The sequence below is a fragment of the Citricoccus sp. genome (assembly GCF_035445025.1).
Taxonomy (GTDB): Bacteria; Actinomycetota; Actinomycetes; order Actinomycetales; family Micrococcaceae; genus Citricoccus.
The window spans coordinates 52,659-64,699 of sequence record NZ_DAOMPX010000017.1 but is presented as its reverse complement, the minus strand read 5'-3'; the positions used below and the strand labels follow the sequence as shown (position 1 = coordinate 64,699).

Annotated in this window: 12 protein-coding genes; all 12 read left to right on the top strand. The window is 72.5% G+C overall.

The window, feature by feature from the left end:
• Positions 1–22: 22 nt before the first annotated feature.
• The 12 genes from PLJ28_RS07615 to PLJ28_RS07560 all read left to right on the top strand — a co-directional run bounded on the left by PLJ28_RS07615 (position 23) and on the right by PLJ28_RS07560 (position 11,820).
• A complete protein-coding gene (locus PLJ28_RS07615) occupies positions 23–238 on the top strand; it encodes a hypothetical protein (protein ID WP_324590013.1) in 216 nt (71 codons plus the stop codon).
• Positions 225–1,133: an IclR family transcriptional regulator gene (locus PLJ28_RS07610; protein WP_324590012.1), complete on the top strand. Its 909-nt coding sequence runs from the start codon at positions 225–227 to the stop codon at positions 1,131–1,133. The genes PLJ28_RS07615 and PLJ28_RS07610 overlap by 14 nt, the downstream gene beginning before the upstream one ends.
• 147 nt (positions 1,134–1,280) lie before the next feature.
• Entirely contained in the window at positions 1,281–2,495 is a 1,215-nt protein-coding gene (locus tag PLJ28_RS07605; RefSeq protein ID WP_324590011.1) for a 4-hydroxybenzoate 3-monooxygenase, read from the top strand.
• 67 nt (positions 2,496–2,562) lie between these two features.
• Positions 2,563–3,378 (top strand): protocatechuate 3,4-dioxygenase subunit beta, encoded by an 816-nt coding sequence (gene pcaH / locus PLJ28_RS07600; protein WP_502876462.1) that lies wholly within the window; start codon positions 2,563–2,565, stop codon positions 3,376–3,378.
• Positions 3,368–4,009, top strand: coding sequence for a protocatechuate 3,4-dioxygenase subunit alpha (pcaG, locus tag PLJ28_RS07595; protein WP_298044174.1), 642 nt, complete (start codon positions 3,368–3,370; stop codon positions 4,007–4,009). The genes pcaH and pcaG overlap by 11 nt, the downstream gene beginning before the upstream one ends.
• 298 nt (positions 4,010–4,307) lie before the next feature.
• Entirely contained in the window at positions 4,308–5,870 is a 1,563-nt protein-coding gene (locus PLJ28_RS07590) for a lyase family protein (protein WP_298044175.1), read from the top strand.
• Between the two features lie 153 nt (positions 5,871–6,023).
• Positions 6,024–6,845 (top strand): alpha/beta fold hydrolase, encoded by an 822-nt coding sequence (locus PLJ28_RS07585; RefSeq protein ID WP_298044177.1) that lies wholly within the window; start codon positions 6,024–6,026, stop codon positions 6,843–6,845.
• Between the two features lie 118 nt (positions 6,846–6,963).
• Positions 6,964–7,419: a 4-carboxymuconolactone decarboxylase gene (pcaC, locus tag PLJ28_RS07580; RefSeq protein ID WP_298044178.1), complete on the top strand. Its 456-nt coding sequence runs from the start codon at positions 6,964–6,966 to the stop codon at positions 7,417–7,419.
• A gap of 141 nt (positions 7,420–7,560) precedes the next feature.
• On the top strand, positions 7,561–8,811 hold the full coding sequence (locus tag PLJ28_RS07575) for a thiolase family protein (RefSeq protein WP_298044179.1): 1,251 nt from the start codon (positions 7,561–7,563) through the stop codon (positions 8,809–8,811).
• Positions 8,812–8,917: 106 nt separating this feature from the next.
• Positions 8,918–9,679: a 3-oxoacid CoA-transferase subunit A gene (locus PLJ28_RS07570; RefSeq protein WP_183529070.1), complete on the top strand. Its 762-nt coding sequence runs from the start codon at positions 8,918–8,920 to the stop codon at positions 9,677–9,679.
• 14 nt (positions 9,680–9,693) lie between these two features.
• A complete protein-coding gene (locus PLJ28_RS07565) occupies positions 9,694–10,392 on the top strand; it encodes a 3-oxoacid CoA-transferase subunit B (RefSeq protein WP_183529069.1) in 699 nt (232 codons plus the stop codon).
• Positions 10,393–10,695: 303 nt separating this feature from the next.
• The gene (locus tag PLJ28_RS07560; protein ID WP_298044182.1) at positions 10,696–11,820 is read left to right on the top strand and encodes a hypothetical protein; all 1,125 of its coding nucleotides are present in this window, start codon (positions 10,696–10,698) and stop codon (positions 11,818–11,820) included.
• Positions 11,821–12,041 lie beyond the last annotated feature (221 nt).

Sequence of the window (12,041 nt, the reverse complement as noted above, 5' to 3'; positions counted from 1 at the left end):
TTGAGCTGTGACGCACGACCCGGTGACCCGCGACGAGGCTGGCCGAGCGCTCTACACCGAGCGCTCGAGGCTCCTGCCCGGCCTCGGACACCCCCCGGCGCCGCCCGGGACCGGCCTCGAGGAACCCGTCCGCGAACGCCGGCGCCGCCTGGCCGGGGAGTCCGTCCCGCTCCCGGACGCCTCCGGAGGTCCCCGCGACCGGGGCCAGGCCCGGGCCTCCCGCCGTGTCCAGCGCTGAGACGCCGCGGGACAGCACCCTGGACCGGCTGATCCGGATCCTCGGTGCCTTCGACGCCGACCGTCCCACCCTCTCCGTCGCCGCCCTGGCCCGCCGGTCGGACATCCCGCTGCCCACCGCCTACCGGTGGGTGGACCGGCTCATCGCGGCGGGACTGCTGGAGCGCGGGGAGGGCGGCGCCGTCGGACCCGGGATGAGGCTGTGGGAGCTGGCCTCCCGGTCCTCCCCGGGCACCTCGCTGCGCCGGGCCGCGATGCCCTACATGGACGACGTCCAGGCGGTGCTGCGCCAGCACACCCAGATCGCCGTCCTGGACCCCGCCGGGGTGCTCGTCCTGGAACGGCTCTCCGCCCGCGGTGCGGTGCCGAACCAGGCCACCATCGCCGGCCGGCTGCCCACCTTCACCACGGCGCTGGGGCTGGTGCTGCTGGCCTTCGCCCGCCGGCACGTCGCCGAGTCGTTCCTGGCCGAGCACGCCGCGGAGCTCGGCCTGCCCCTGGCGGAGACGTGGCACGACGGCGGCGCCTCCTCCGCGGGCCGGCCCGGCCCCGCCGGCGGGACGCTGCGCGGGTCCGCCCGGGGCGTCGTCAACCCCACGGAGCAGGAGTTGCGGGCCCGGTTGGCCGAGGTCCGCCGCCAGGGCTGGGCGTCGGTGGACGGGCAGATCGACTCGGAGGCCACCGGCGTGGCCGTGCCGGTGCTCTCCCCGGAGGGCCAGACGATCGCCGCCCTGGGCGTGGTGGTGCCCCGGAGCTCGGAGTTCCGGCCCGGGCTGGCCCCCATGCTGCTGGCGGCCGCCCGCGGCATCAGCAGGGCGCTGGGTCCACAGGACGACCTGCCCCGGGCGGAGCGGATCCACCCGAACCATCCCCCCGTCGAGGTGCCCCGCGAGTAGCGGGGCCTGTCCGGGGCGCTCGCGGACGGACGCGAGGGGACCGGCCGCCGACGTCATTCTCACCGAGTGAGAATCGACGCGGCGCGGTGGTGTTCGCTCCATCACACTGGAGCCAGACCCGAACGTCCGCACAACGAAGGAGTTGGCATGGCAGAAACCCCCACAGTCACCCGCACCCAGGTCGGTATCGTCGGCGGCGGCCCGGCCGGCCTGCTGCTCTCCCACCTGCTGTCCCAGCAGGGCATCGACAACGTCGTCGTGGAGAAGCGGGACCACGAGACCATCAAGAACACCCACCGCGCCGGCATCCTCGAGCAGCAGGCGGTGCGGATGCTGACGGACACCGGAGTGGACGGCCGCGTGCTCACCGTCGGCGACGAGCACGAGGGCATCGACCTGCGGTTCAACGGCGAGTCCCACCTGCTGAACTTCCCGGACCTGGTGGACGCCACCGTCACCCTGTACGCCCAGAACGAGGTCTTCGTGGACCTGGCCGCGGCGCGGAAGCGCGACGGCGGCGACGTCCGGTTCGAGGCCGAGGTCATCGAGGTCCTCGACCTGGAGACGGACACCCCGAAGTTCCGCTACAAGGACATCTCCGAGGGCGCGAACCCGGACGAGGTGTTCGAGGTCCAGTGCGACGTCCTCGTGGGCGCGGACGGCTCCCGCTCCTTCTGCCGCCGCGCGGTGGGGGAGGCCCAGGGACACAAGGACTTCAAGATCGAGTACCCCTTCGCCTGGTTCGGCATCCTCACCGAGGCCCCGAAGTCCTCCCCGGAGCTGATCTACGCGAACTCCCCGGACGGCTTCGCCCTCATCTCCCAGCGTTCCGAGACCGTGCAGCGGATGTACTTCCAGTGCGCCCCGGACGAGAACGTGGACGACTGGTCGGACGACCGCATCTGGTCCGAACTGCAGAAGCGCGTGGACGGCCCGGACGGCCTGCAGCTGAAGACGGGCCCGATCTTCGACAAGACCGTGCTGAACTTCCGCTCCTTCGTCCGCGAGCCCATGCGCCACGGCAACATGTTCCTGGCCGGCGACGCCGCGCACACCGTCCCGCCGACCGGCGCCAAGGGCCTGAACCTGGCGTTCGCGGACGTGCAGGTGCTGTTCAACGCGCTGGAGTCCTTCTACTCCTCCGGTTCCCGCGAGCTGCTGGACGCCTACGCGGGCACCGCCCTGAAGCGGGTCTGGAAGGCGCAGAACTTCTCCTACTGGATGACCTCCATGCTGCACACCCGCGCCGACGCCAACCCGTTCGAGGCCAAGCGCGCGCTCGGGGAGCTGGAGACGATCACCTCGTCCCGTTACGGTCAGCAGTACCTCGCCGAGTCCTACACCGGCTGGCCCCACGCCTGACCGGCGCCCCCGGACCGGCCCCCTGAACCACCCCACCTCCACCAACCCCACCCGAAAGGAGCAGCCCGTGAGCCAGGACCAGCATGATCCTGCTGAGGAGAGCTTCAGCAACAGCCACGTGCTCGACCCCGCTGCGACCCAGGACTCCCAGGAGACCATCAACGCGGAGATGCAGGAGATCCACGACGCGGCCTCGGGGGAGACCCAGCCGCGCGTGAACTTCCCGCCGTACCGCAGCTCGCTGTACCGCCACCCCACCAAGTCCATGCACCACGCGGACCCGGAGACCATCGAGCTGTGGTCCCCGGCGTTCGGCAACCGCGACGTGCACACCCTGGAGTCGGACCTGACCGTCCAGGGCCAGGGGGAACCGCTGGGCGAGCGGATCGTCGTGCGCGGCAAGATCCTGGACGGCGACGGCCGCCCGGTGCGCAACCAGCTCGTGGAGATCTGGCAGGCCAACGCCTCCGGCCGCTACGTGCACAAGCGCGACCAGCACCCGGCTCCGCTGGACCCGAACTTCACCGGCGTGGGCCGCACCATCACCGGTGACGACGGCTCCTATGAGTTCACCACCATCAAGCCGGCCCCGTACCCGTGGAAGAACCACCACAACGCCTGGCGCCCGGCCCACATCCACTTCTCGCTGTTCGGCACGGACTTCACCCAGCGGATGATCACCCAGATGTACTTCCCGGGCGACCCGCTGTTCAGCCTGGACCCGATCTACCAGTCGATCACCGACCAGAAGGCCCGCGACCGGCTGGTCGCCACCTACGACCACAACGTCTCCACCCACGAGTGGAACACCGGCTACTACTGGGACATCGTGCTCAGCGGCAGCAACCGAACCTGGATGGAGGGCGACACCGATGCGCATTGATCAGAACCAGCTGGACGCGGCACGCTCGGGCGACGAGAGGCTCGTGCCGACCCCGGGCCAGACCATCGGCCCGTTCTTCGGCTACGCCGACGGCTTCGAGCAGGTCCACCTGCCCTTCCGCGACGGCAACCACCTGGTCAACCCCGCCCGCCCGGACGCCGTGCGCCTGACCGGCACCGTGTACGACGGCAACGGCGACCCGATCCCGGACGCCATGCTGGAGATCTGGCAGGCCGACGCCGAGGGGCAGATCCCGCAGGAGACCGGTTCGCTGGTCCGTGACGGCTGGACCTTCACCGGCTGGGGCCGGGCCACCGTGGACAACGTGGGCACCTACACCTTCTCCACCGTGAACCCGGGACCCACCGAGGAGGGCAAGGCCCCCTTCATCCACCTCGTGGTCTTCGCCCGCGGCCTGCTGAACAAGCTGCACACCCGGATCTACCTGCCGGAGGACACCGCCGCCCTGGAGAAGGACGCCCTGCTGTCCTCCCTGGACGCGGACCGCCGCAGCACCCTGATCGCCGAGCGCCGGGCCGACGGCAGCCTGCTGTTCGACGTGCACCTGCAGGGCGAGAAGGAGACCGTGTTCCTGCAGTTCCCGGGCATCGAGTACCCGGACCACGCCTGAGCACCCCCGTGCTCGGCGCCCGGCTGGGCGGCGGCGTCCGGCATCCCCCCGCACCGGGGTGCCGGACGCTGAGACGTACCGCACAGCCCCGCTGACGACGGGCCCGGTGGCCCGGATGCGCTCCAGGTATTCTGCGGACGCATCCGGGCCACCGGGCCATCGTTGCCGATAGCCTAGGAGGGGCCGGCCCGTTCCGGCCGACCCCCAGGACGCCGTCCGGACTCGCGCCGGACGCCCGTCCGCACCCTCCGCCAGACCCGTCGCCAGACACCCGCCAGACCCAGGAGCCCGCCACCCGATGACCGATCCAGCAGCGTTGACGGAGACCTCCACCGCCGAGCCGGGTCCGAGTGACCGGGCCGTGCCGGCGTCGCAGTCCGTCCGGGACGCCGCGGAGGCGCGCCCGGTCCGGGACCCGGAGTCCGACGTCGGCCTGCTGGATCCGCTCTCCGCCGGGACCATGGTGGCCGCGCAGTCCTCGGACACCGCCTACCTGCGTCACCTGCTCGAGGTCGAGGCCGCCTGGACCGCGGTGCTCGCCGAGGCGGGGATGACCTCCGCCGCCCACGCCCGCGCCGCCCAGGCCTGCGCGGACCCCGCCCAGTACGACCTCGCCGCGCTGGCCCACGCCGGCCAGGACGGCGGCAACCCGCTGATCCCCGTGCTCAAGGCCATGCGGGCCCGCGCCGCCGAGGCCGCCCCGCAGGACGCGGGCGTCACCGGGGCCCTGCACGTCGGCGCCACCAGCCAGGACATCATGGACACCGCCATGATGCGGATGTCCGCCCGCGTCGCGGCGACGATCCTGGCGGACCTGCGCGCCGCCGTCGCCGCCCTCGTGGACCTGGCGCGGACGCACCGGGACACCCCGATGGTGGCCCGATCCCTGGCCCAGCACTCGTTGCCCTCGACCTTCGGGCTGCGCGCCGCCGGCTGGCTGACCGCGCTCACCCAGGCCGGCCGGCGACTGGAGGCCGCCACCACCGCGCTGCCGATCCAGTGGGGCGGCGCCGCCGGCACCATGGCGGCCCTGTCCGGCCGCGTGGCCTCGGCGCACCGCCAGGGGACCCTCGACGCCGGCCTCGGCCCCTTCGAACTCGTCGAGCGCCTCGCGGACCGGCTCGGGCTGGCCGCACCGGCCGGGCCCTGGCACACCAACCGGATGGCGGTCACCGGGATCGCCGCGGCCCTGGCCGAGGTGGTGGCCGCCTGCGGGAAGCTCGCCAATGACGTGCTGGTCTCCGCCCGGATCGAGAACGGGGAGCTCGGTGAACCGCTGGCCGCCGGTCGCGGCGGGTCCTCGGCGATGCCGCACAAGCAGAACCCCGTGCTCTCCGTGATGATCCACTCCGGCGCCCTGTCCGCACCGGGCTCACTGGCCCAGGTGCTCACCGCCGCCGGCGCCGCGAACGAGGAACGCCCGGACGGGGGCTGGCACGCCGAGTGGCCGGCCCTGCGCCACCTGATGCGCCAGGCCGGGGGCGCGGCCGAGCGGACCGCGGAGCTGGTCTCGGGACTGCGGGTGAACACCGCGCGGATGGCGGAGAACCTGAACCGCGTGGGCCCGCTGCTGGTCTCCGAACGACTCATGGCCGAGCTCGCCCCGGTGCTGCAGGAGCAGGCCGGTGGGGAGCCCGGATCCGGCAAGGCCCGGCTCCAGGCGATCGTGGACCGCAGCCTGGGCGGCGGCCCGGACGAACCCGACTTCCGCACCCTGCTGCGCGCCGAGCTGCCGCCGTCCGTCTCCGACGCGCAGCTCGACGGCCTGCTCGACCCGGCGGAGTACACCGGGGAGGCAGGGGTCCTGGTGGACCGGTTCGTGGCCGCGGCCGGCGGGTTCCTGGCGGCCGGCCAGGACTGAGCCTCTCCGAGGACCACGAGCAGCGACCGACCACCGACCACCCCCGCCCAGCCGGATCCGCGTGTGCAGGCCCGGTGGCGGCCGACGAGAACCGACGAACCCCGACGACTGACGACGACGTCAGCAGCCCAAGGAACAAGGAATGGAGCACCAGTGACGACACCAGAGATCACCGCGAGCCGTCTGACCAACGAGGTCGACTCGTTCGGAGAGCCCCAGGACGTCCTGTTCGTGGGCGCCGGCCTGGGCACCGGGGTGCATGCCCTGTGGCAGGACACCGCGAACCTGCTGGAGGAGCGCTTCCAGGTCATCGGCTGGGACCTGCCCGGTCACGGTGAGTCCCCGGCGCACAACGAGCCGACCTCCATCGCCGACCTGGCCAACGCCGTGGCGGACCTGGTCCGGGCCCAGCACGCCAGCGGCACGATCCCGGCCGGCGCCAAGGTCTACTACGCCGGCGTCTCGGTCAACGGCGAGGTGGCCCTGCAGCTGGGCCTGGACCACGGCGACCTGTTCGACGGCATCGCCGTGATCTGCTCGGCCGCGAAGATCGGCGTGCCGGAGGCCTGGCGCGAGCGCGCGGCGTTCGTCGAGAAGGCCGGCACCCCGTCCATGGTCGCCGGTTCGGCGGAGAAGTGGTTCGCCCCGGGCTTCATCGAGAAGCACCCCGCCCGCTCGACCCGCCTGCTGCACACCCTGCAGGAGGCCGACCGGTTCTCCTACGCCCGGATCTGCGAGGCGCTGGCGCAGTTCGACGTGCGCGAGCGCCTGGGCGAGATCACCACGCCGATCCTGGCCGTCAACGGCGCGGTGGACGGGGTCTGCCCGCCGGCGGACGCCGAGCAGATCGCCGCCGGGGTCCAGCACGGCACCGCCGTGGTGCTGGACGGCGTGGCGCACCAGGGGCCCACCGAGGACCCGGAGAACACCGCCCGCATCCTCCGGGAGCACTTCGGGGCCGTCCGCGCCGGCTGAGCCCCACCCGGGACGCCACCCCCGCGCACCGCGGGACGCCGCCCCCGCAGGTGCGGGCCCGCGCGTCGCCCGACCCCGATTCCCCCGCGGCACGAGACCTCACAGAGCAGGAGCTTCCATGAGCGAGAACATCCAGCAGACCGCCCAGCCCATCGGGCACGACATGTCCGCCACGAGCCAGGACGTCCTCGACGCCGGCATGGCCGTGCGCCGCGAGGTCCTGGGCAACGCCCACGTGGACCGCGCGGAGTCGAACAAGGACGAGACCACCGAGGACTTCCAGAACCTCATCACCCGGTACGCGTGGGGGACCATCTGGACCCGCCCGGGCCTGGACCGGCGGATGCGCTCGGCCGTCACCATCTCCGCGATGGTCTCGGGCGGGTACTGGGAGGAGGCCGCCATGCACATCCGGGCGGCGCTGCGCAACGGCCTGAGCCGCGAGGAGATCAAGGAGATCCTGCTGCAGACCGCCATCTACTCCTCCGTGCCCGCCGCCAACATCGCCTTCAAGCTGGCCCAGGAGGTCTTCACCCAGGTGGACGAGGACCTCGCCGCCGGCAAGGAGCTCTAGGGGCGGGCCGGGCCCCCACCCGCACCCCGACCTCCCACCGCAGCCCACCACCGTCGCCGGGCCGGTCGCCCTCCCCGGGCTCCCAGACCGTCCCCGGCCCACCGCAGTAGCCTGTCGTTCGAACAGAGAGAAGGTCATCCCATGACTGCCCAGACTGACGCCTACATCTACGACGCCGTCCGCACCCCCTTCGGCAAGGTCGGCGGCGCGCTGGCCAAGACCCGCCCGGACGACCTGGCCACCGTCGTCGTGCGCGAGTCCGTCAAGCGCGCCCCCAAGCTGGCCGGCCTGCTGCCCGACGCCCCGGACACCCAGGGCACGGGAGCCGGCAGCGACCTGGCGCGGATCGACGAGGTCGTCTTCGGCAACGCCAACGGCGCCGGCGAGGAGAACCGCAACGTGGCCCGCATGGCCACCCTGTTGGCCGGGCTGCCCACCTCCATCCCCGGCACCACCGTGAACCGGCTGTGCGGCTCCTCGCTGGACGCCGCCATCATCGCCTCCCGCCAGATCAACACCGGCGAGGCCGACCTCATGCTCATCGGCGGCGTCGAGTCGATGTCCCGTGCCCCGTGGGTCCTGCCCAAGACCGAGCGTCCCTTCCCGATGCACAACCTGGAGCTGGCCAACACCACCCTCGGCTGGCGCCTGGTCAACCGCAACATGCCCAAGGAGTGGACCGTCTCCCTGGGCGAGGCCACCGAGCAGCTGCGGGAGAAGTACGGCATCGACCGTGAGCGGATGGACGCGTTCGCCGCGAACTCGCACCAGCTCTCCGCCAAGGCCTGGGACGAGGGCAAGTACGACAACCTGACCGTCGCCGTGCCGGACGTGGACCTGGCCCGGGACGAGACCATCCGCCCGGACTCCACCGCCGAGTCCCTGGCCGGGCTGCGCACCGTGTTCCGCAAGGAGAACGGCATGATCACCGCCGGCAACTCCTCGCCCATGAACGACGGCGCCTCCGCCGCCTGGCTCGGCTCGGACAAGGCCGCCGACATCCTGGGCCTGCAGCCGCTGGCCCGGATCGCCGGCCGCGCGACCGCCGCCAACGAGCCGCAGTACTTCGGCTACGCGCCGGTGGACGCGGCCAACAAGGCCCTGGAGCGGGCCGGCATCACCTGGGACGACGTCTCCGCGGTGGAGCTCAACGAGGCCTTCGCCGCCCAGTCCCTGGCCTGCACCGACGCCTGGGGCGTGGACCTGTCCATCGTCAACGCCTGGGGCGGGGCCATCGCCATCGGCCACCCGCTCGGCGCCTCGGGCACCCGCGTGCTCGGCACCCTGGCGCGCCGCCTCGAGGAGTCCGGCGACCGCTGGGGCGTGGCCGCGCTGTGCATCGGCGTCGGCCAGGGCATCGCCGTGGTGCTGGAGAACGTCAACGCCCGCTGACCCCGTCCGGTCCCCGACGCCGGCCGGCGCGTTCGCAGCGCGGGGCGCCGGCCGGCGTCGTGGGCCAGACCCGACCTGACAGACCAACCCTTCCCAAGGAGGAACGATGCTTGAGTTCGTGGACACGGCTGCCGAGGCCGTCTCCCGGATCACCGACGGCGCCACGGTGCTGATCGGTGGATTCGGCAACGCCGGCCAGCCGATGGAGCTGATCGACGCGCTGATGGATTCCGGTGCCACCGGCCTGACCGTGGTGAACAACAACGCCGGGCAGGCCGACGCCGGCCTGGCCCTGCTGATCAAGGAGCGGCGGGTGGCCAAGATCATCTGCTCGTTCCCGCGCCAGTCCGACTCCTGGCACTTCGACGAGGCGTACCGCGCCGGCGAGATCGAGCTGGAGCTCGTGCCGCAGGGCAACCTGGCCGAGCGCATGCGCGCCGCCGGTGCCGGCATCGGCGGCTTCTTCAGCCCCACCGGGTACGGCACCCAGCTGGCCGAGGGCAAGGAGGTCCGCGAGATCGACGGCAAGCACTACGTGCTGGAGTCCCCGATCCGCGGCGACTTCGCCCTGATCAAGGCCTACGCCGCCGACCCGTACGGCAACCTGGTCTACCGCAAGACCGCCCGCAACTTCGGGCCCGTCATGGCCACCGCCGCCGCGCACACCATCGTGCAGGTGGACGAGGTCCTGGACGAGCCGCTGAACCCGGAGCACGTGGTGACCCCGGGGATCTACGTGGACACCGTCGTGGGGATCCCGACCGGTTCCGGCGTGAAGGAGCGCGAGGAGCGCGAGGCCCTGGCCGCCGGGCGGTCCAAGCCCTGCATGGCCACCAAGACCGCGGCCGAGCTGGCCGCCCAGAAGTGAAGGGGACGAGCGAGATGAGCGAGCAGACCACCGAGGCCGCGGACGTCCAGGCGTTCCGCAGCACCGACACCCCGCTGACCCAGGACGAACTGGCCCGGGTCATCGCCGAGGACATCGCGCCGGGCTCCTTCGTGAACCTGGGCATCGGCCAGCCGACCACCGTGTCCAACTACCTCTCCCCGGAGAAGAAGGTCACGCTGCACACCGAGAACGGCATGCTGGGCTTCGGCCCGGAGGCCACCGGTGACCAGGTCGACGAGGACCTGATCAACGCCGGCAAGATCCCGGTGACCGAGCTGCCGGGTGCCTCCTACTTCCACCACGCCGACTCCTTCGCCATGATGCGCGGCGGCCACCTGGACGTCTGCGTGCTGGGCGCCTACCAGGTCTCCGCCACCGGTGACCTGGCCAACTGGTCCACCGGCAAGCCCGGGGCCATCCCCGCCGTGGGCGGTGCCATGGACCTGGCGATCGGCGCCAAGGACACCTACGTGATGATGGACCTGTTCACGAAGAAGGGCGACCGCAAGCTGATGGCCGAGTGCACCTTCCCGCTCACCGGCGTGGGCTGCGTGTCCCGGATCTACTCGGACCGGGCCGTGCTGCTGCTGGACCCCTCCGGCGTGGTGACCGTGCGCGAGCTGCACGGCCTCACCTTCGAGGAGCTGCAGGAGAGGCACCCGGACGTGCGCTTCGAGAAGGCCGGCGCCTGAGCCGCTGAGCCCGCCTCGCGGCCCTGGCCGCGTGCCCTCCCGACGACGGCCGGTCACCTCCCGAGGTGGCCGGCCGTCGTCGTCCGTCCTCCAGCCCCCGGCGTCCGGCACCCGTGCGCAGGCCGATGTCCGTGCGCGGGCCGGCGCCGGGTTCCCGGGGGCCGGTTCCCGGCGTCCGTCATCATCGAGAGGACTCATCCGGCGGGGCACGGCGCGTGACGCGTCTCCTGAACCCGGATCATCACTGTCCACACGCTGTGGACAGCGTCCCCGCGGGCACCTCGGACCAGTCAGCATGGGCGGGTGACGTCCCCTGCGAACGCCGAGCCCCTGCTGATCCGCCCTACCGAGAGCGACGGGGGCCGCTCCGCCCGGATGCTGGCCCGCCGGGCCCAGCGGGGAGAGCTGGTCCGTCTGGCTCCCGGCACGTACGCGTCCACGCGGCGGTGGCTGCTGCTGTCCCGGCAGGACCGTCACCGGGTGGGTGCCGTGGCCTTCGCGGACTCCCGACGCCGGCCGGTCACCTTCTGCGGGGCCACGGCGCTCGGGCTCCTGGGGTACCCGGTGGTCGAGCAGGTCCCCACTCTCCACGTCCGGGCGGTGCACCGCGGTGACTCCGGGACGCGGCGGCAGGTGTCGCCCTACGTCAACGAGCACGAGGTCCTGAAGACCGTCGCCGAGCTCAGTACGCAGGGCCTGATGAACGGGGACGGCCGGGTCCCCGTGCTTCCTCGCGTGCACCGGCACTGGAACGCACCGGGCGGGGAGGCAGCAGGGGCCGGTGCCGGCGCGGCGACGGACGGATCGCCACCGCCGGCCCACACCCGGGTCAGCGTGTGCCTGGAGGACGGTACGGTGCTGGGCCGGGTGCGGGTGGATCCACTGCCGGCGGCGATGGCCCTGGTCTTCGGCAGCGAACCGCTGAGCACGGGGACCGCCGCGGCCGATGCGATTATGCGCGACCACGCCGCTGCCGACCTGATGGCCGGTCGTGCGCGGGAGCTCCTGCCCTCCGCCGCCCAGCGCACCCGGTTCGATGCCCAGTGGGCGTTCGCCGACGCCCGGTCCGAGTCGGTGGGGGAGTCCTTGAGCCGGGCCGTCATCCACGAGGCGGGTTTCGTAGTGCCTGAGCTCCAGTACGCGGTGCTGGACACGGCGGGGACGTTGATCGCCCGGACCGACTTCTACTGGGAGGACATCCGCCTGACCGCCGAGTTCGACGGACTGGTGAAGTACACGGGGCGGCTGGCGCGTCCCGGGGCCGGTGGCCCCGTGGGGCAGGACGCCCTGATCCGGGAGAAGCACCGCGAGGACGCGATCCGCCGGCAGGGGTATGGCATGGCACGGTGGATCTGGCCCGACCTGTTCACCCGGTGCCGGTTCGAGGCCATTCTGGAACAGCACGGCGTCCCTCGGCGGCGAGGGTGATCCACCGGCACCCCCGGCAGCCGTTCATCCTGATCCCCCGGCGTCCTTGGCGGCCGTTCATCCTGATCCCCCGGTGCCCTTGGCGGCCGTTCATCCGGACTCGGAGGACATGTCCGTGGGGTCCCCCGGGGTGACATGTCCTCTCGACCATGATGGGCCGCCCCACCCAGCACTGCCCCTGCCTCGCCCCACCCCGCCTCGCCCCGACCCGCCCCGCGGAG

Coding starts and splice junctions, on each gene's coding strand:
- PLJ28_RS07605 (WP_324590011.1), top strand. CDS start 1,281: ATGGCAGAAACCCCCACAGTCACCCGCACCCAGGTCGGTATCGTCGGC.
- pcaG (WP_298044174.1), top strand. CDS start 3,368: ATGCGCATTGATCAGAACCAGCTGGACGCGGCACGCTCGGGCGACGAG.
- PLJ28_RS07590 (WP_298044175.1), top strand. CDS start 4,308: ATGACCGATCCAGCAGCGTTGACGGAGACCTCCACCGCCGAGCCGGGT.
- pcaC (WP_298044178.1), top strand. CDS start 6,964: ATGAGCGAGAACATCCAGCAGACCGCCCAGCCCATCGGGCACGACATG.
- PLJ28_RS07575 (WP_298044179.1), top strand. CDS start 7,561: ATGACTGCCCAGACTGACGCCTACATCTACGACGCCGTCCGCACCCCC.
- PLJ28_RS07570 (WP_183529070.1), top strand. CDS start 8,918: ATGCTTGAGTTCGTGGACACGGCTGCCGAGGCCGTCTCCCGGATCACC.
- PLJ28_RS07565 (WP_183529069.1), top strand. CDS start 9,694: ATGAGCGAGCAGACCACCGAGGCCGCGGACGTCCAGGCGTTCCGCAGC.